Annotated in this window: 16 protein-coding genes; 15 read left to right on the top strand and 1 reads right to left on the bottom strand. The window is 32.6% G+C overall.

Annotated features, from left to right (window positions below; genetic code table 11):
- Positions 1-83 precede the first annotated feature (83 nt).
- Positions 84-1,040, bottom strand: coding sequence for a phosphate/phosphite/phosphonate ABC transporter substrate-binding protein (locus tag IDG45_RS03425; RefSeq protein ID WP_000713599.1), 957 nt, complete (start codon positions 1,038-1,040; stop codon positions 84-86).
- Positions 1,041-1,268: 228 nt separating this feature from the next.
- Between IDG45_RS03425 and IDG45_RS03420 the strand changes: the two genes are divergently transcribed.
- The 15 genes from IDG45_RS03420 (at position 1,269) to cap8J (ending at position 20,114) form a co-directional block, all read left to right on the top strand.
- A complete protein-coding gene (locus IDG45_RS03420; RefSeq protein WP_000725602.1) occupies positions 1,269-2,813 on the top strand; it encodes a hypothetical protein in 1,545 nt (514 codons plus the stop codon).
- Between the two features lie 50 nt (positions 2,814-2,863).
- Positions 2,864-4,399: a bifunctional metallophosphatase/5'-nucleotidase gene (locus tag IDG45_RS03415; RefSeq protein ID WP_111063697.1), complete on the top strand. Its 1,536-nt coding sequence runs from the start codon at positions 2,864-2,866 to the stop codon at positions 4,397-4,399.
- Positions 4,400-4,553: 154 nt separating this feature from the next.
- Positions 4,554-5,321: a spr1630 family ClpXP-sensitive toxin gene (locus IDG45_RS03410; RefSeq protein WP_000447783.1), complete on the top strand. Its 768-nt coding sequence runs from the start codon at positions 4,554-4,556 to the stop codon at positions 5,319-5,321.
- Positions 5,322-5,326: 5 nt separating this feature from the next.
- Positions 5,327-6,502 carry a spr1629 family repressor/antitoxin gene (locus tag IDG45_RS03405; RefSeq protein WP_000469825.1) on the top strand — a complete coding sequence of 392 codons (1,176 nt, stop codon included), beginning with the start codon at positions 5,327-5,329 and terminating at the stop codon, positions 6,500-6,502.
- 386 nt (positions 6,503-6,888) lie between these two features.
- Positions 6,889-9,498 carry a bifunctional acetaldehyde-CoA/alcohol dehydrogenase gene (adhE, locus tag IDG45_RS03400; RefSeq protein ID WP_000955773.1) on the top strand — a complete coding sequence of 870 codons (2,610 nt, stop codon included), beginning with the start codon at positions 6,889-6,891 and terminating at the stop codon, positions 9,496-9,498.
- Positions 9,499-9,842: 344 nt separating this feature from the next.
- Positions 9,843-10,511 (top strand): capsular polysaccharide type 5/8 biosynthesis protein CapA, encoded by a 669-nt coding sequence (gene capA / locus IDG45_RS03395; protein WP_000446296.1) that lies wholly within the window; start codon positions 9,843-9,845, stop codon positions 10,509-10,511.
- A gap of 15 nt (positions 10,512-10,526) precedes the next feature.
- A complete protein-coding gene (gene cap8B, locus IDG45_RS03390; RefSeq protein ID WP_000037326.1) occupies positions 10,527-11,213 on the top strand; it encodes a type 8 capsular polysaccharide synthesis protein Cap8B in 687 nt (228 codons plus the stop codon).
- A 2-nt stretch (positions 11,214-11,215) separates the two neighbouring features.
- The gene (gene cap8C, locus IDG45_RS03385) at positions 11,216-11,980 is read left to right on the top strand and encodes a type 8 capsular polysaccharide synthesis protein Cap8C (protein WP_000565299.1); all 765 of its coding nucleotides are present in this window, start codon (positions 11,216-11,218) and stop codon (positions 11,978-11,980) included.
- A gap of 19 nt (positions 11,981-11,999) precedes the next feature.
- Entirely contained in the window at positions 12,000-13,823 is a 1,824-nt protein-coding gene (gene cap8D, locus IDG45_RS03380; protein ID WP_000940788.1) for a type 8 capsular polysaccharide synthesis protein Cap8D, read from the top strand.
- Entirely contained in the window at positions 13,813-14,841 is a 1,029-nt protein-coding gene (cap8E, locus tag IDG45_RS03375) for a type 8 capsular polysaccharide synthesis protein Cap8E (protein ID WP_000459067.1), read from the top strand. Before cap8D ends, cap8E begins: the two co-directional genes overlap by 11 nt.
- Positions 14,842-14,853: 12 nt before the next feature.
- Positions 14,854-15,963 (top strand): type 8 capsular polysaccharide synthesis protein Cap8F, encoded by a 1,110-nt coding sequence (gene cap8F / locus IDG45_RS03370; protein WP_001028289.1) that lies wholly within the window; start codon positions 14,854-14,856, stop codon positions 15,961-15,963.
- Positions 15,964-15,966: 3 nt separating this feature from the next.
- Positions 15,967-17,091 (top strand): type 8 capsular polysaccharide synthesis protein Cap8G, encoded by a 1,125-nt coding sequence (cap8G, locus tag IDG45_RS03365; RefSeq protein ID WP_000413171.1) that lies wholly within the window; start codon positions 15,967-15,969, stop codon positions 17,089-17,091.
- Positions 17,092-17,093: 2 nt separating this feature from the next.
- On the top strand, positions 17,094-18,173 hold the full coding sequence (cap8H, locus tag IDG45_RS03360) for a type 8 capsular polysaccharide synthesis protein Cap8H (protein ID WP_001216929.1): 1,080 nt from the start codon (positions 17,094-17,096) through the stop codon (positions 18,171-18,173).
- Positions 18,166-19,560 (top strand): type 8 capsular polysaccharide synthesis protein Cap8I, encoded by a 1,395-nt coding sequence (cap8I, locus tag IDG45_RS03355; RefSeq protein ID WP_001034054.1) that lies wholly within the window; start codon positions 18,166-18,168, stop codon positions 19,558-19,560. The genes cap8H and cap8I overlap by 8 nt, the downstream gene beginning before the upstream one ends.
- Positions 19,557-20,114, top strand: a complete 558-nt coding sequence (gene cap8J / locus IDG45_RS03350) for a type 8 capsular polysaccharide synthesis protein Cap8J (RefSeq protein WP_000584661.1) — start codon at positions 19,557-19,559, stop codon at positions 20,112-20,114. The genes cap8I and cap8J overlap by 4 nt, the downstream gene beginning before the upstream one ends.
- Positions 20,115-20,118: the final 4 nt, after the last annotated feature.

Genomic DNA, 20,118 nt, shown 5'->3' with positions numbered 1-20,118 from the left:
TTTTCAATATTAATCTAGAATATATCTATTGATCGAAAGCTTTTAATACCAAATTCGATAATGATTCATTGGTTAAATAATGATTATTTCATATCTTTAACTAATTTTTCGTACTCTCTTACAATGTCGAAATTTGAATCTTTCGTTTCTGTGTATCCTTCATGTGAATAAACTTCGCTAATAATTTTGTGACCTTCTTTTGATTTAGCAATGTCTATAAAAGCTTTTTTCAATTTCTCTTGGAAATCTTTATCCATATCTGGTCTTACAGAAATTGTGTCATTCGGAATAGCTTGTGTTAATTTTAAAATTCGTGTGTCTTTATATACATTTGGTTGGTCTTTTTTCACAGTATTACGTGCATCGTTAAATACAGCTGCAGCATCTACATCTCCATTTAATAATGAGATAACTGCTTGGTCATGACCTTTAACATTCACAATTTTCATATCTTTAGTTGCATTAATACCTGCTTCGTTTTTTAACATCGCAAGTGGGAATGTATATCCAGCAGTTGATGTTACATCTTGTAAGGCAATTTTCTTACCTTTTAAATCTTTCAAGCTTTTAATTTTTGAGTCTTTTTTAACAAGAATTTCTGATTTATAACTATCTACAAGTTCTTTACTTGCTGAACCATCTTCTTTTACACCAAAACGTTGTGCTTGTAATAATAAATCAGCTGCTTTTTGATCATGTGCTAATGTGTATGCCGTTGGTGGTAAGAAACCAACATCAACTTTTTTAGACTTCATAGCTTCAACAATTGTATTGTAGTTAGTTGATACAGACACTTTAACTGGAATCCCTAATTCTTTAGATAGTAATTTTTCTAATGGTTTTGCTTTAGCCTCTAATGTTCCAGCATTTTGCGAAGGTACAAATTGTACTGTTAATTCTTTAGGTTTGTATCCTCCTGATTTAGAATCCGAATCATTACTAGCGTTCTTTTGATTATCTAAAGAACTTGAATTTCCACATGCTGCCGCAAAAACAATGACTGCTAACATTAATACAAATAAACACTTAAATTTTTTCATTTGATAACTGTCCCCTTCACATTCTTAATCGTGTAATATGTATGCAATGAAATTACACTTATAGCGTACCACATTTAAATACGAAAAAGTATTTTATAAAAATGAATTTTAATAACTTTCTTTAAGAGTTTGATAAGATTTTGTAAATTTTTCGTTAAATTGTCCATTCCAAACATATATTTATCCTATAATTCAAGAATAAATTTATTTTAAAAGGAGCCTCACAAAATGAAAAAAATATATAAGTCATTAACTGTCTCTGCAATTGTTGCAACGGTATCATTAAGTGCTTTACCGCAATCTTTAGCTATAACGCATGAATCGCAACCTACAAAGCAACAGCGAACGGTATTATTCGATCGTTCTCATGGTCAAACAGCTGGTGCTGCAGATTGGGTTAGTGATGGTGCATTTTCAGATTATGCGGATTCAATACAAAAACAAGGTTATGACGTTAAAGCTATTGATGGTCATTCGAACATAACAGAAGCAAGTTTGAAAAGTTCCAAAATATTTGTAATTCCTGAGGCTAACATTCCTTTCAAAGAATCAGAACAGGCAGCAATTGTTAACTATGTGAAACAAGGGGGAAATGTTGTCTTTATTTCAGATCATTACAATGCTGACCGAAATTTAAATCGTATTGATTCATCAGAGGCAATGAATGGTTATCGACGTGGAGCGTATGAAGATATGTCGAAAGGTATGAATGCAGAAGAAAAAAGTTCTACTGCAATGCAAGGTGTGAAAAGTTCAGATTGGTTATCTACAAACTTTGGCGTACGTTTTCGATATAATGCACTAGGTGATTTAAATACGAGCAATATTGTTTCTTCAAAAGAAAGTTTCGGTATTACTGAAGGTGTGAAATCTGTATCTATGCATGCCGGATCGACATTAGCAATTACTAATCCAGAGAAAGCAAAAGGTATTGTGTATACACCAGAACAATTGCCAGCGAAAAGTAAATGGTCACATGCTGTAGATCAAGGTATTTATAATGGGGGCGGTAAAGCAGAAGGTCCCTATGTAGCAATTTCTAAAGTTGGAAAAGGTAAAGCAGCATTTATCGGTGATTCATCACTTGTGGAAGATAGTTCGCCCAAATATGTAAGAGAAGATAATGGAGAAAAGAAGAAAACATATGATGGTTTTAAAGAACAAGACAACGGTAAGCTATTAAATAATATAACGGCTTGGATGTCTAAAGATAATGATGGGAAATCACTTAAGGCGAGTGGCCTAACATTAGATACAAAGACTAAGTTGCTTGATTTTGAACGACCAGAGCTTTCAACTGAGCCTGAAAAAGAGCCATGGTCACAACCGCCGAGTGGTTATAAATGGTATGACCCAACAACATTTAAAGCAGGTAGTTATGGCAGTGAAAAAGGCACGGATCCTCAGCCAAACACACCAGATGATCATACGCCACCAAATCAGACCGAAAAAGTATCATTTGATATCCCGCAAAATGTTTCTGTAAATGAGCCATTTGAAGTGACAATACATTTAAAAGGATTTGAAGCAAATCAAACACTTGAAAATCTTAGAGTTGGTATTTACAAAGAAGGCGGACGTCAAATCGGACAATTTTCAAGTAAAGATAACGATTATAACCCGCCAGGTTACAGTACTTTGCCAACAGTTAAAGCAGATGAAAACGGAAATGCCACAATTAAGGTCAATGCTAAAGTACTTGAAAGTATGGAAGGTTCAAAGATCCGTTTAAAACTCGGTGACAAAACCTTGATTACAACAGACTTCAAATAAATATATAATAGAAATAAGAAAGATGTTTGTGATTGAAGGAGTGAGTGAGGATGTCAAATATAGCATTTTATGTCATGAGTGACGTACATGGTTATATTTTCCCAACAGATTTTACGAGTAGAAACCAATATCAACCTATGGGATTGTTACTAGCGAATCATGTTATAGAACAAGACAGAAGGCAGTATGACCAAAGTTTTAAAATAGATAATGGTGATTTTTTGCAAGGGTCACCATTTTGTAATTACTTAATCGCGCATAGCGGCAGTAGCCAGCCTTTAGTTGATTTTTATAATCGAATGGCATTCGACTTTGGTACGCTTGGTAATCATGAATTTAATTATGGATTACCATACTTAAAAGACACTTTACGCAGACTCAATTATCCAGTTTTGTGCGCTAATATTTATGAAAATGATAGTACATTGACTGATAACGGTGTGCAGTATTTTCAGGTTGGAGATCAAACGGTTGGTGTGATAGGTTTAACGACACAATTTATTCCCCATTGGGAACAACCAGAGCATATTCAGTCACTTACGTTTCATAGTGCTTTTGAAACACTTCAACAACACTTGCCTGAAATGAAGCGACATGCAGATATCATTGTGGTTTGTTACCATGGTGGATTTGAAAAGGATTTAGAAAGTGGTATGCCGACCGAAGTGTTAACGGGTGAAAATGAAGGATATGCCATGTTAGAAGCATTTTCTAAAGATATAGATATCTTTATTACGGGTCACCAACATCGACAAATTGCTGAAAGATTTAAGCAAACGGCTGTGATTCAACCTGGTACGAGAGGTACAACTGTAGGCAAAGTTGTCTTGAGTACTGATGAATATGAAAATGTATCCGTTGAATCATGTGAATTACTTCCTGTTATAGATGATTCCACATTTACTATTGATGAAGATGACCAACATTTACGAAAGCAGTTAGAGGACTGGTTAGATTACGAAATTACTACATTGCCATATGATATGACGATTAATCATGCATTTGAGGCACGTGTGGCACCGCATCCTTTTACTAATTTTATGAATTACGCTTTATTAGAAAAAAGTGGTGCAGATGTTGCCTGTACAGCTTTGTTTGATTCTGCTAGTGGTTTCAAGCAAGTCGTGACGATGCGAGATGTTATTAACAATTACCCATTTCCAAATACATTTAAAGTTTTAGCTGTAAGTGGTGCCAAACTTAAAGAAGCCATTGAACGATCAGCAGAATATTTTGACGTGAAAAATGATGAAGTAAGTGTGAGCGCAGACTTCCTTGAACCCAAACCCCAACACTTTAATTATGATATATATGGTGGCGTAAGTTATAACATTCATGTTGGAAGGCCAAAGGGACAACGTGTGAGCAATATGATGATTCAAGGTCACGCAGTTGATTTAAAGCAGACATATACAATTTGTGTAAATAATTATCGTGCAGTTGGCGGTGGTCAGTATGATATGTATATCGACGCGCCAGTTGTAAAAGATATTCAAGTTGAAGGCGCACAATTACTTATTGATTTTTTATCAAATAATAATTTGATGCGCATCCCGCAAGTTGTTGATTTTAAAGTTGAAAAGTGACGGATATATGTAAAACTTACTTGATTTTAATCGGGTAAGTTTTTGTTTTTGTTTAAACTAATCACTCTTAAAAACCAATATACTTTAAGAAAAATGTTGATTTTACAAAAAAAGGCTTATATTTTATATAACTTAATATTAGGAAGTGATTAATTTGGAAACAATTAAACAAGAAGTAAGAGAATCTATTGTTAAAGGAATTATCGCGGGATATAAGGACTATGTTAATGAGAGAAATGAAGTCAAGAAACGTATGGTGATTAGTGATGCCTATGTGTACACCAAATCTAATCATATTGAAAATCAAGTTGCTAAGCATTTGGAAAATTTTGTTAAGTATATTAAAGAAAATGCTGGACCATCATGGAAGTATTTAAAGTTTATATTTAATAAAGATGAAGAGAAAAATAATATCATGTTTATATTGAAAAATGAAGATTACTTTGATGAAAAAAATGTAAGCGTAGGGAAGAGTTTAGTTGCTGATAAGAATCAAAAAAGTAAAAACTACCTAGAGGGACTTATAGCTAAGAATAGTGGCATTAATTTTGATACTGTTGGAGAAGATTTTAAAATTAGGCATCAAATGACTGCAGATAGTATATTATTTAATATAAAAGAAGGCAGTAATAGAGATATTAATTCTTATTTTTTAATTATTACATATCGTATTGATAAAGAATCAAAGCAATTAGCTGCAATCAAACAATGGTTACCAAATCCAGAAACAAATTCTGCAATTATGGTTGATGATTTGACAGAGTTAATAGAAAAAGTAATAGTAGAAAGAGAAGATTATCATATTGACGAAGAAGAGTTAGAAGTACTTAAAAACGATGGAGAGTTAGAACTCATAGATGTGGAACATGCATTTGGTATCAGTATCGATGAAGGTAACGATATGATTGAAAGTGAAAGGTGAAGTTAATGTTTATTGGCAAGAATTTAGAATACGTGAGAAAGCTTAATGCTCTAAGTAGAAAAGAATTATCAGAAAAAATAAATGTGAGTGAACAAGCAATTTGGCAATATGAAACAAAAAATATGATGCCAGAAATTAGTAAAATTTATGATATGACATCTATTTTTAATGTTAAATCTAGCTACTTTATTAGCGAGCAGCCCGAAGAGCTCCTAATAAATTCTGTCGATAAACATAGTATAGCTTTTAGAGCAAAAAATTATAAAGTATCTACGAAACTATTAAATAAGCAATATTATCAAGCAATGTATTTATCTAATTTAACTAGCTACTTATTTTCTTTTGTAAAGATACCGGATAATATTATTTTATCTTTAATAAATAATTTAGATGACTTGTTGAATGGTAATTTAGAATCACTAAATAAAAAAGAAAGCATAAAAGAAATTGCTAAAGTTGTGAGGGCTAAAATTCTTCAAGACGAAAGCAATGAAGCACTATTATTTATGCTTGAAAAAGCGGGTATAGTTATATACGAAAAGCGAATTAATGATAGCATAGACGCATATAGTTTTTGGAGTAAAGATCTGACACCTTTTATTATACTGGGTACAAATAAGGGGGTAGCAGTTAGAAGGAATTTTGATCTTGCACATGAGCTGGGACATCTCGTTCTACATCGTCATATTCAATTCGACTTATTATCTCCTGAAGAATATAAGACAATTGAACATGAGGCAGATATTTTCGCCTCTGAATTTTTACTACCTGAAGAAGCGTTTAAAAAGGACTTTGATCAAATGACAAAAAAATCAAATCCTGATTATTTAGCTGTATTGAAAGAAAAATGGTATGTTTCTATACAAGCAATTGCAATGAGAGCCTATTATCTAGGTCTAATGTCTAGTACTCAGTACAGATATTTTTGGGCATCATTAAATAAAAAAGGCTATAAAAGTAAAGAGCCTTTAGACGACGTGATTGAAATGTCACGTCCTGTCAAAATGAATAGTTTATTAAAGTTGTATTTTGATAGAAATATACTGACACCACAAAAATTATTGAATTATTTAAAAGTTGATGAAACATTTTTGAATCATCTAGCAGGTATTAATTTAAAACTCTTTAAGGATTATGTTAATGAAAATAGAGAATATAATATAACGAATCTATATAAATAAGGCACCAATATTTAAACCTCGAGCTGAAAAGATCATCATTTCAGTTCGAGGTTTTTATTTGTAACATCTATTGATAGGTATCGACAAGGACCTTTTAATGTTGTGTTTTGTGCGATATAACAAGCTTTTTTAGGCTATTAAAGAATATTCAGAATTAAATATATAATTATGAATAAATTATGTCATTGAAAAAATTATGATTATAAAATCATTCTAAAAACACCGAAATAACAATGATTTCATGAAAACATTTATTTTAAAATTTGATATTTGTTCAAATAATATTCGAAATTAAACTTTTTTGTATAGAATTTTCTTTATATCCTGAGAGACATGTACTATAATTTTTGTGAAATAATTCACAAAGTATAAAGGAGTGGTTGTATATGTTAACTATACCTGAAAAAGAAAATCGTGGATCGAAAGAACAAGAAGTGGCAATTATGATTGATGCTCTAGCTGACAAAGGGAAAAAAGCATTAGAAGCATTATCTAAAAAGTCACAAGAAGAAATTGATCATATTGTTCATCAAATGAGTTTAGCAGCTGTTGATCAACATATGGTGCTAGCAAAATTAGCACATGAAGAAACTGGAAGAGGTATATACGAAGATAAAGCGATTAAAAATTTATACGCTTCTGAATATATATGGAATTCAATAAAAGACAACAAGACAGTAGGGATTATTGGTGAAGATAAAGAAAAAGGATTAACGTATGTAGCGGAACCAATTGGTGTTATTTGTGGTGTTACGCCAACAACAAATCCTACGTCGACAACTATTTTTAAAGCGATGATTGCAATTAAGACAGGAAATCCAATCATTTTTGCATTCCATCCAAGTGCGCAAGAATCGTCGAAGCGTGCAGCAGAAGTTGTATTAGAAGCGGCAATGAAGGCAGGTGCACCTAAAGATATTATTCAATGGATTGAAGTGCCTTCTATCGAAGCAACAAAACAATTAATGAATCACAAAGGTATTGCATTAGTTCTAGCAACAGGTGGTTCGGGCATGGTCAAGTCTGCATATTCAACTGGCAAACCGGCATTAGGTGTGGGACCAGGTAACGTGCCGTCTTACATTGAAAAAACAGCACACATTAAGCGTGCAGTAAATGATATCATTGGTTCAAAAACATTTGATAATGGTATGATTTGTGCTTCTGAACAAGTTGTAGTCATTGATAAAGAAATTTATAAAGACGTTACTAATGAATTTAAAGCACATCAAGCATATTTTGTTAAAAAAGATGAATTACAACGCTTAGAAAATGCAATTATGAATGAACAAAAAACAGGTATTAAGCCTGATATTGTCGGTAAATCTGCAGTTGAAATAGCTGAATTAGCAGGTATACCTGTCCCCGAAAATACAAAACTTATCATAGCCGAAATTAGCGGTGTAGGTTCAGACTATCCGTTATCTCGTGAAAAATTATCTCCAGTATTAGCCTTAGTAAAAGCCCAATCTATAAAACAAGCATTTCAAATTTGTGAAGACACACTACATTTTGGTGGATTAGGACACACAGCCGTTATCCATACAGAAGATGAAACATTACAAAAAGATTTTGGACTAAGAATGAAAGCTTGTCGTGTACTTGTAAATACACCATCAGCGGTTGGAGGTATTGGTGATATGTATAACGAATTGATTCCGTCTTTAACATTAGGTTGTGGTTCGTACGGTAGAAACTCAATTTCACATAATGTTAGTGCGACAGATTTATTAAACATTAAAACAATTGCTAAACGACGTAATAATACTCAAATTTTCAAGGTGCCTGCTCAAATTTATTTTGAAGAAAATGCAATCATGAGTCTAACAACAATGGACAAGATTGAAAAAGTGATGATTGTCTGTGACCCTGGCATGGTTGAATTCGGTTATACAAAAACAGTTGAGAATGTATTAAGACAAAGAACGGAACAGCCTCAAATTAAAATATTTAGCGAAGTCGAACCGAACCCATCAACGAATACAGTATATAAAGGTCTGGAAATGATGGTTGATTTCCAACCGGATACAATCATTGCACTTGGTGGTGGTTCAGCGATGGATGCTGCAAAAGCAATGTGGATGTTCTTTGAACACCCTGAGACATCATTCTTCGGTGCTAAACAAAAGTTCCTAGACATCGGTAAACGTACTTATAAAATAGGCATGCCTGAAAATGCGACGTTCATTTGTATCCCTACGACATCAGGTACAGGTTCAGAAGTAACACCATTTGCAGTTATCACAGATAGTGAAACAAATGTAAAATATCCGTTGGCTGATTTTGCTTTAACACCTGATGTTGCAATTATTGACCCTCAATTTGTGATGAGTGTGCCAAAAAGCGTTACAGCAGATACAGGAATGGATGTACTAACGCATGCCATGGAATCATATGTATCTGTAATGGCTTCAGATTACACAAGAGGTTTGAGTCTACAAGCGATTAAATTGACGTTCGAATATTTAAAATCATCTGTTGAAAAAGGTGATAAAGTTTCAAGAGAGAAAATGCATAACGCATCAACTTTGGCTGGTATGGCATTTGCAAATGCATTCTTAGGCATTGCACACTCAATTGCGCATAAAATTGGTGGGGAATATGGTATTCCGCATGGTAGAGCGAATGCGATATTACTACCGCATATTATCCGTTATAATGCCAAAGACCCGCAAAAACATGCATTATTCCCTAAATATGAGTTCTTCAGAGCAGATACAGATTATGCAGATATTGCCAAATTCTTAGGATTAAAAGGTAATACGACAGAAGCACTCGTAGAATCATTAGCTAAAGCTGTCTACGAATTAGGTCAATCAGTCGGAATTGAAATGAATTTGAAATCGCAAGGTGTGTCTGAAGAAGAATTAAATGAGTCAATTGATAGAATGGCAGAGCTCGCATTTGAAGATCAGTGTACAACTGCTAATCCTAAAGAAGCGCTAATCAGTGAAATCAAAGATATCATTCAAACATCATATGATTATAAGCAATAATCTATCTGATAATAATCATCTAACTCACCTGAAATTACAAAAGTAAAAAATACCACATAAACTTTAAGTCGATAATCATTATACGGTTATCGGCTTTTATTTATTGCCAAATCTTCAGAGAGATACAAACTAGACAATCATTTTTTTAAATAAAGAAAATATTAAGATTGATACTCATTTCACAAACTATTACTACTTTAGAGTATAATTGTTTTTAATTTCATATAAATAAAAAGGCGAAAATAATGCGGTTTAAAAGTAATTAATTGTTTAAACGATATGTAATATGTAAATACTATATATATAATACCAATTTTAATGAAAATTTTTAAGGGAGGTAAATAATGGAAAGTACATTAGAATTAACAAAAATTAAAGAAGTATTACAAAAAAACTTGAAGATTTTAATTATTTTACCGCTATTATTTTTAATTATTAGCGCTATTGTTACATTTTTCGTCTTATCACCTAAATATCAAGCTAATACTCAAATTTTAGTGAATCAAACTAAGGGAGACAATCCTCAGTTTATGGCGCAAGAGGTTCAAAGTAATATTCAACTTGTAAATACGTATAAAGAAATTGTTAAAAGTCCTAGAATTTTAGATGAGGTGTCAAAGGACTTAGATGATAAGTATTCACCATCTAAATTGTCGAGTATGTTGACAATTACAAACCAAGAAAATACGCAACTTATCAACATCCAAGTTAAAAGTGGTCATAAACAAGATTCGGAAAAAATTGCGAATAGCTTCGCTAAAGTTACAAGTAAACAAATTCCGAAGATTATGAGTGTGGATAACGTATCAATTTTATCTAAAGCAGACGGTACAGCAGTTAAAGTCGCACCAAAAACTGTAGTGAATCTAATCGGTGCATTCTTTTTAGGATTAGTTGTCGCGCTTATATATATCTTCTTCAAAGTAATTTTCGATAAGCGAATTAAAGATGAAGAAGATGTAGAGAAAGAATTAGGATTGCCTGTATTGGGTTCAATTCAAAAATTTAATTAAGGATGGTTGCTACTTATGTCAAAAAAGGAAAATACGACAACAACACTATTTGTGTATGAAAAACCAAAATCAACAATTAGTGAAAAGTTTCGAGGTATACGTTCAAACATCATGTTTTCAAAAGCAAATGGTGAAGTAAAGCGCTTGTTGGTTACTTCTGAAAAGCCTGGTGCAGGTAAAAGTACAGTTGTATCGAATGTAGCGATTACTTATGCACAAGCAGGCTATAAGACGTTAGTTATTGACGGCGATATGCGTAAACCAACACAAAATTATATTTTTAATGAGCAAAATAATAATGGACTATCAAGCTTAATCATTGGTAGAACGACTATGTCAGAAGCAATTACGTCGACAGAAATTGATAATTTAGATTTACTAACAGCTGGTCCTGTACCTCCAAATCCATCTGAGTTAATTGGGTCTGAAAGGTTCAAAGAATTAGTTGATATGTTTAATAAACGTTACGACATTATTATTGTCGATACACCGCCAGTTAATACCGTGACTGATGCACAACTATATGCGCGTGCTATTAAAGATAGTCTGTTAGTAATTGATAGTGAAAAAAATGATAAAAATGAAGTTAAAAAAGCTAAAACACTTATGGAAAAAGCAGGCAGTAACATTCTAGGCGTCATTTTAAATAAGGCAAAAGTAGATAAATCTTCTAGTTATTATCACTATTATGGAGATGAATAAGTATGATTGATATTCATAACCATATATTGCCTAATATCGATGACGGTCCGACAAATGAAACAGAGATGCTGGATCTTTTAAGACAAGCGACAACACAAGGTGTTACAGAAATCATTGTAACATCACATCACTTACATCCTCGATATACCACACCTATAGAAAAAGTGAAATCATGTTTAAACCATATTGAAAGTTTAGAGGAAGTACAAGCACTGAATCTAAAGTTTTATTATGGTCAGGAAATAAGAATTACCGATCAAATCCTTAATGATATTGATCGAAAAGTTATTACCGGTATTAATGATTCACGCTATTTACTAATAGAATTTCCATCAAATGAAGTTCCACACTATACTGATCAATTATTTTTCGAATTACAGAGTAAAGGCTTTGTACCGATTATTGCACATCCAGAGCGGAATAAAGCAATAAGTCAAAACCTTGACATACTATACGATTTAATTAATAAAGGTGCTTTAAGTCAAGTGACAACGGCATCATTAGCGGGTATTTCCGGTAAAAAAATTAGAAAATTAGCAATTCAAATGATTGAAAACAATCTGACACATTTCATCGGTTCAGATGCGCATAACACAGAAATTAGACCGTTCTTAATGAAAGACCTATTTAATGATAAGAAATTACGTGACTATCATGAAGATATGAACGGATTTATTAGTAATGCGAAGTTAGTTGTTGATGATAAAAAAATTCCTAAACGAATGCCACAACAAGATTATAAACAGAAAAGATGGTTTGGGTTATAAACAGCAAATGAGGGGTTTTATGGCACATTTATCTGTGAAATTGCGGCTTTTAATACTAGCTTTAATCGATTCACTGATAGTGACATTTTCAGTATTCGTAAGTTATTACATTTTAGAACCGTATTTCAAAACATATTCTGTCAAATTATTAATATTGGCAGCTATATCACTATTCATATCGCATCATATTTCAGCATTTATTTTTAATATGTATCATCGAGCGTGGGAATATGCCAGTGTGAGTGAATTAATATTAATTGTTAAAGCTGTGACGACATCTATCGTTATTACGATGGTGGTCGTGACAATTGTTACAGGCAATAGACCGTTTTTTAGATTGTATTTAATTACTTGGATGATGCACTTGATTTTAATAGGCGGCTCAAGGTTATTTTGGCGTATTTATCGGAAATACCTTGGAGGTAAGTCATTTAATAAGAAGCCAACTTTAGTTGTTGGTGCTGGTCAAGCAGGTTCAATGCTGATTAGACAAATGTTGAAAAGTGACGAAATGAAACTTGAACCGGTATTAGCAGTCGATGATGACGAACATAAACGCAATATCACAATTACTGAGGGTGTAAAAGTCCAAGGTAAAATTGCGGATATTCCAGAACTAGTGAGGAAATATAAGATTAAAAAAATCATCATTGCAATTCCAACTATTGGTCAAGAGCGTTTGAAAGAAATTAATAATATTTGCCATATGGATGGCGTTGAGTTATTGAAAATGCCAAATATAGAAGACGTCATGTCTGGTGAGTTAGAAGTGAACCAACTGAAAAAAGTTGAAGTAGAAGATTTACTAGGCAGAGATCCTGTTGAATTAGATATGGATATGATATCAAATGAATTGACGAATAAAACTATTTTAGTTACGGGTGCAGGTGGTTCAATAGGATCAGAAATTTGTAGACAAGTTTGTAATTTCTATCCAGAACGTATTATTCTACTTGGCCATGGTGAAAACAGTATTTATTTAATCAATCGTGAATTGCGAAATCGCTTCGGAAAAAATGTTGATATCGTTCCTATTATAGCGGATGTGCAAAATAGAGCGCGTATGTTTGAAATTATGGAAAGGTATAAACCATACGCAGTTTATCATGCAGCAGCACACAAGCACGTACCGTTAATGGAAGACAACCCTGAAGAAGCAGTACGTAATAATATTTTAGGTACGAAAAATACTGCTGAAGCTGCTAAAAATGCAGAGGTAAAGAAATTCGTTATGATTTCTACGGATAAAGCTGTTAATCCACCTAATGTCATGGGAGCTTCAAAGCGAATTGCAGAAATGATTATTCAAAGTTTAAATGATGAAACGCATCGAACAAATTTTGTTGCAGTGAGATTTGGTAATGTACTTGGATCGAGAGGATCTGTGATTCCACTTTTCAAAAGTCAAATTGAAGAAGGTGGGCCAGTTACTGTGACACATCCTGAAATGACACGTTACTTTATGACAATTCCTGAAGCTTCTAGACTAGTTTTGCAGGCAGGGGCATTAGCAGAAGGTGGCGAAGTATTTGTGCTAGACATGGGAGAACCAGTGAAAATTGTAGATTTGGCACGTAATTTAATTAAGCTAAGTGGTAAAAAAGAAGACGACATACGCATTACTTATACAGGGATTAGACCCGGTGAAAAAATGTTTGAAGAGCTTATGAATAAAGATGAGGTTCATCCTGAACAAGTATTTGAAAAAATTTATCGTGGCAAAGTACAACATATGAAATGTAATGAAGTTGAAGCGATTATTCAAGACATCGTCAATGACTTTAGTAAAGAAAAAATTATTAACTATGCCAATGGCAAAAAGGGAGATAATTATGTTCGATGACAAAATTTTATTAATTACTGGGGGCACAGGATCATTCGGTAATGCTGTTATGAAACGGTTTTTAGATTCTAATGTTAAAGAAATTCGTATTTTTTCACGCGATGAGAAAAAACAAGATGACATTCGAAAAAAATATAATAATTCAAAATTAAAGTTCTACATTGGTGATGTGCGTGATAGTCAAAGTGTAGAAACAGCAATGCGAGGTGTTGATTACGTATTCCATGCAGCAGCTTTAAAACAAGTGCCGTCATGTGAATTCTTTCCAGTTGAGGCAGTGAAGACAAATATTATTGGTACAGAAAATGTCTTACAAAGTGCTATTCATCAAAATGTTAAAAAAGTCATATGTTTATCTACAGATAAGGCAGCGTATCCTATTAATGCTATGGGTATTTCGAAAGCAATGATGGAAAAAGTATTCGTAGCCAAATCAAGAAATATTCGTAGTGAACAAACGCTTATTTGCGGTACAAGATACGGTAATGTGATGGCTTCAAGAGGATCAGTAATTCCTTTGTTTATCGACAAAATCAAAGCTGGAGAACCTTTAACGATTACAGATCCTGATATGACAAGATTTTTAATGAGCTTAGAAGATGCGGTAGAACTAGTTGTTCATGCATTTAAGCATGCAGAGACAGGCGATATCATGGTTCAAAAAGCACCAAGTTCAACGGTAGGGGATCTTGCGACCGCATTATTAGAATTGTTTGAAGCTGATAATGCAATTGAAATCATTGGTACGCGACATGGAGAGAAAAAAGCAGAAACATTGTTGACGAGAGAAGAATACGCACAATGTGAAGATATGGGTGATTATTTTAGAGTGCCGGCAGACTCCAGAGATTTAAATTATAGTAATTATGTTGAAACCGGTAACGAAAAGATTACGCAATCTTATGAATATAACTCCGATAATACACATATTTTAACGGTGGAAGAGATAAAAGAAAAACTTTTAACACTAGAATATGTTAGAAACGAATTGAATGATTATAAAGCTTCAATGAGATAGGAGAGATTGACGTTGAATATTGTAATTACAGGAGCAAAAGGTTTTGTAGGAAAAAACTTGAAAGCAGATTTAACATCAACGACAGATCATCATATTTTCGAAGTACATCGACAAACTAAAGAGGAAGAATTAGAGTCAGCGTTGTTGAAAGCAGACTTTGTCGTGCATTTAGCGGGAGTTAATCGACCTGAACATGACAAAGAATTCAGCTTAGGAAACGTGAGTTATTTAGATCATGTGCTTGATATATTAACTAGAAATAAGAAAAAGCCGGCGATATTATTATCGTCTTCAATACAAGCAACACAAGATAATCCTTATGGTGAGAGTAAGTTGCAAGGTGAACAGCTATTAAGACAATATGCCGAAGAGTATGGCAATACGGTTTATATTTATCGCTGGCCAAATTTATTCGGCAAGTGGTGTAAGCCGAATTATAACTCAGTGATAGCAACATTTTGTTACAAAATTGCACGTAACGAAGAGATTCAAGTTAATAATCGGGACGTTGAACTAACGCTAAACTACGTGGATGATATCGTCGCTGAAATAAAACGTGCTATAGAAGGAAATCCAACGATTGAAAATGGTGTACCTACAGTACCAAATGTATTTAAAGTGACATTGGGAGAAATTGTAGATTTATTATACAAGTTCAAACAGTCACGTCTCGATCGAACATTGCCGAAATTAGATAACTTGTTTGAAAAAGATTTGTATAGTACGTATTTAAGCTATCTACCTAGTACAGACTTTAGTTATCCCTTACTTATGAATGTGGATGATAGGGGTTCTTTTACAGAATTTATAAAAACACCGGATCGTGGTCAAGTTTCTGTAAATATTTCTAAGCCAGGTATTACTAAAGGTAATCACTGGCATCATACTAAAAACGAAAAATTTCTAGTCGTATCAGGTAAAGGGGTAATTCGTTTTAGACATGTTAATGATGATGAAATCATTGAATATTACGTTTCTGGCGACAAATTAGAAGTTGTAGACATACCAGTAGGATACACACATAATATTGAAAATTTAGGCGACACAGATATGGTAACTATTATGTGGGTGAATGAAATGTTTGATCCAAATCAGCCAGATACGTATTTCTTGGAGGTATAGCGCATGGAAAAACTAAAATTAATGACAATAGTTGGTACAAGGCCTGAAATCATTCGTTTATCATCAACGATTAAAGCATGTGATCAATATTTTAATCAGATATTAGTACACACTGGTCAAAATTATGATTATACATTGAATCAAATTTTCTTTGATGATTTGGAATTAAGACAACCGGACCACTACTTAGAGGCTGTTGGAAGTAACCTCGGAGAAACGATGGGGAATATTATTGCGAAGACATATGACGTTTTATTACGCGAACAACCGGATGCACTTTTAATTCTTGGTGATACAAATAGTTGTTTAGCAGCAGTATCTGCTAAACGATTAAAGATTCCTGTGTTTCATATGGAAGCGGGTAATAGATGCTTTGATCAGAATGTACCTGAAGAAATCAATCGTAAAATTGTTGACCATGTCAGTGATGTGAATCTACCTTATACGGAACATAGCAGACGGTATTTATTAGATGAAGGCTTCAATAAAGCGAATATCTTTGTGACAGGATCACCGATGACAGAAGTGATAGAAGCGCATCGAGATAAAATTAATCACAGTGACGTTTTAAATAAACTAGGATTAGAACCGCAACAATACATTTTAGTATCTGCGCATAGAGAAGAGAATATCGATAATGAAAAGAATTTTAAATCATTAATGAATGCGATAAATGATATTGCCAAAAAGTATAAAATGCCTGTGATTTATTCAACGCATCCAAGAAGTTGGAAGAAAATTGAAGAAAGTAAATTTGAATTTGATCCATTAGTTAAACAGTTAAAGCCATTTGGTTTCTTTGATTATAATGCATTGCAAAAAGATGCATTTGTTGTGCTATCAGATAGTGGAACATTGTCAGAAGAGTCGTCTATTTTGAAGTTCCCTGGTGTCCTTATTCGAACTTCCACAGAAAGACCGGAAGTACTAGATAAAGGTACGGTTATTGTAGGTGGTATTACCTATAACAATCTAATCCAATCTGTTGAACTAGCAAGAGAGATGCAAAACAATAACGAACCGATGATTGATGCTATTGATTATAAAGACACTAACGTTTCGACAAAAGTAGTTAAAATTATTCAAAGTTATAAAGATATTATCAATCGAAATACTTGGAGGAAATGACGATGAGGATAGCGATTCTTGGCGCTACTAACATTAAGCATATGTCATTATTATCACACTATTTAAACCACATTGATTTGAATATCAATGAGGTGGACATTATATACACTGACAAATATGATATCGAAGAACATATCCAAGGCATCAATAATTACTATAAATATAAAGTAGATATTAAAGAAGATTGGACATTTATCAAAAAAGCTATTGCTTACTATCGATTTAGGCCATACGCTATGAAAATTCTTAAAGAAAATCATTATGATTTTGTCATAGTATGGGGAAGTTATACAGGACACTTATTTAAAAGTTTTTTAGAAAAACACTATAAAAATAAATTTATTTTAAATATAAGGGACTACTTTTTTGAAAATAATAAACTTATTAAGTATAGAATGAAAAAAATCGTTGATGCTAGCAGGCTGACAACATTATCTTCAGAAGGTTTTCTTAAATTTTTACCTAAATCTGAAAAATATAGAATTATTTATAGTTATAACATGAGTATTATTAGAGAAAGTAATGTGACCGATGGATTCAAAAAAAGATGGCCAATTAATATAGGTTTTATTGGTAATGTTAGATTTAATGAGATAAATCAAAAATTGATAAAGGAACTGGCAAATGATTCAAGGTTCCATATGCAATATTTTGGAACAGGGTCGGAAAAATTAGAAGTCTTTGCTCGAGAAAATTTTATTAATAATATTACATTTTCTGGCGGCTTTGACTTGAAAGAAACACCGAAATATTTAAATGAAATTGATATACTTAATAATTTGTTTGGTAATCAAAATATTGCTTTAGATACTGCTTTATCCATAAGAATGTATTATGCGTTGTTTTTAAACAAACCTATTATTACAACAGATGATACATTCACCGCTACAGAAGCTAATAAATTCGGACTGGGTTTTAGTATTAATCCAGAAAATTTAAAAGGTATTGGTGATGAATTGATGGATTGGTATAACAATTTGGATGTAATGGACATTAATCATAAGAGAGAAGCTTATAGAAACGATGTAATTGAAAATAATAAACAGTTCTATCAAGAGATAGGCAGGATATTTAATGAATAAGATATATAATGTCACTTCATATGTTATTGCCATTTTAATGTTTCCTTGCCTTATGTTAGGTGATAAACCTTTATTATTTTTAGCACCTATAAGTTATGGAGTAGGAAAGCTCTTTATAAGCTTCTCGAATAATCCGAATTTTAAATTTTCGAAAATTGTATACGATGTTTTAGGTTTTCTTAGATTAGTATTTATACCTGCTATGATAGTGTTTTTCCAGGATTCAACTATAGATAATTTACCATTAGGACAAGCTTATTTTAATCAAGCGGTTATTTATATGAGTGTGGAGTTTATCATAGGCTCTCTATTTATATTGATACTATCTAAATTATTCAAACATGAAGTGGTATCAAGAAATAGCTTTACACTTTCTGGATCATCAATTTATTACATTGTGTTTGGTCTTGTTATTTGTGGGATTTTTGTAGCTTTTCCCGAAGTGCGCAAAAACATATCATTTTTAATTATTAAAACAGATGCAATGGGAAGAGGAACCGAAGCAACAAGTGGTTTAAATGTCCTTTTTGTAATGCTATTTCAACTTGCCTTAGCGTTATTATTCTTAATAATCGCATATGCTTCATATAAAAAGTATAAAGAGAATCCTAAAATTATTTATGTTGTATTGCCGCTAGCTATAGGAATTTTAAATATTAGTTTAATTGTTGGTGAAAGAAGAAGTTATCAACTTTATACGATGGTTGCTGTTTTAACAGTGGTGTCACTCTTGTTTTCTAAGCACAAAAGACGTATCAATATCATTATTATATCTGTTGGTATTTTCGTATTAGCATTGATGACACTATATAAAGAATTGTATGTGTTTAATTATAGTTCATATAGCGAGGCGTTAAATAGTACAAGTGTAAGTAATCTTAAGATAGTTGACACGTTGCAGTCATATTTTTATGGACCTAGCAATATTGCAGCTTCTATAGACTATTTGAATTACTATAATGGTTCGTTCAAACAATATTTATTTGATAATACTAGAGCTGTTTTTGGTTTTAATTTCTTTGTAGATAAAAAGCAGTTGATTACTAGCCAACTTTTTAACCAATTGATATATGGTAGTAAACAATTGACTGGGCATCTAATTTCGAGTGCTGGATATGGAATTATTTATTTTGGACCCTTATTCTTCTATTTGAATTTAATTGCAAATATCTTTTTTGCATTTCTGAGTGAGTATATTATTCGGAAGAGTCATTCGTTAGAAGTGATATTTATTGGTACATATATTTATATGAGACTTATTACGAGTATTTTTAGTCACCCGACACCATTAATCACATTGATTTCTATGATTTTAGTTGTATATGTTATAGCTATTATCCCAGGCATTATAATAAAAAAATTTACTAAAAAAGTAGGGATAGAATGATTATAAAAACATTTATGAAATCGAAAATATTTAGATTAATGAATACACCACTATTATTATTTTATAAGAAAGAATATTTAACTGGATATTATTTTGAAAATAAAGTGGCTGGATGGTTATGGGCGTGGAAAGCTGTTCCGTTCAAGTTGTTAGGAATAAATACGAGCTTGCCATTTCCTGCAGATATAACTGTTAGAATGCATAACCCTAATAACATTGTTTTTGATAAAAATGATATTCATATTTTCCAATCGCCCGGGACGTATTTTAATAATTTTTCAGCAGTTATATATATAGGTAGAGGTGTTTATATAGCGCCTAACGTAGGTATTATTACAGCTAATCATAATATTAAAAATTTGAAGTCACATGCACCAGGTGAAGATGTCAAAATAGGGAATTATAGTTGGATTGGAATGAACTCAGTTATATTACCAGGAGTAGAATTGGGGGAACATACAATTGTAGGGGCTGGGTCGGTTGTAACAAAAAGTTTTCCAGAAGGTAACGTTGTTATAGGTGGAAATCCAGCGAAAGTCATCAAGAAAATCTGAGGTT

The organism is Staphylococcus sp. EG-SA-10, from assembly GCF_017151945.1.
GTDB lineage: Bacteria > Bacillota > Bacilli > Staphylococcales > Staphylococcaceae > Staphylococcus > Staphylococcus aureus.
Note: the sequence above shows the minus strand (reverse complement) of the source record. Positions and strands in the feature narration are given on the sequence as shown.

Coding starts and splice junctions, on each gene's coding strand:
- IDG45_RS03420 (WP_000725602.1), top strand. CDS start 1,269: ATGAAAAAAATATATAAGTCATTAACTGTCTCTGCAATTGTTGCAACG.
- cap8E (WP_000459067.1), top strand. CDS start 13,813: ATGTTCGATGACAAAATTTTATTAATTACTGGGGGCACAGGATCATTC.
- cap8J (WP_000584661.1), top strand. CDS start 19,557: ATGATTATAAAAACATTTATGAAATCGAAAATATTTAGATTAATGAAT.
- cap8B (WP_000037326.1), top strand. CDS start 10,527: ATGTCAAAAAAGGAAAATACGACAACAACACTATTTGTGTATGAAAAA.
- IDG45_RS03425 (WP_000713599.1), bottom strand. CDS start 1,040: ATGAAAAAATTTAAGTGTTTATTTGTATTAATGTTAGCAGTCATTGTT.
- capA (WP_000446296.1), top strand. CDS start 9,843: ATGGAAAGTACATTAGAATTAACAAAAATTAAAGAAGTATTACAAAAA.
- cap8C (WP_000565299.1), top strand. CDS start 11,216: ATGATTGATATTCATAACCATATATTGCCTAATATCGATGACGGTCCG.
- IDG45_RS03405 (WP_000469825.1), top strand. CDS start 5,327: ATGTTTATTGGCAAGAATTTAGAATACGTGAGAAAGCTTAATGCTCTA.
- IDG45_RS03415 (WP_111063697.1), top strand. CDS start 2,864: ATGTCAAATATAGCATTTTATGTCATGAGTGACGTACATGGTTATATT.
- cap8G (WP_000413171.1), top strand. CDS start 15,967: ATGGAAAAACTAAAATTAATGACAATAGTTGGTACAAGGCCTGAAATC.
- cap8H (WP_001216929.1), top strand. CDS start 17,094: ATGAGGATAGCGATTCTTGGCGCTACTAACATTAAGCATATGTCATTA.
- cap8D (WP_000940788.1), top strand. CDS start 12,000: ATGGCACATTTATCTGTGAAATTGCGGCTTTTAATACTAGCTTTAATC.
- adhE (WP_000955773.1), top strand. CDS start 6,889: ATGTTAACTATACCTGAAAAAGAAAATCGTGGATCGAAAGAACAAGAA.
- cap8I (WP_001034054.1), top strand. CDS start 18,166: ATGAATAAGATATATAATGTCACTTCATATGTTATTGCCATTTTAATG.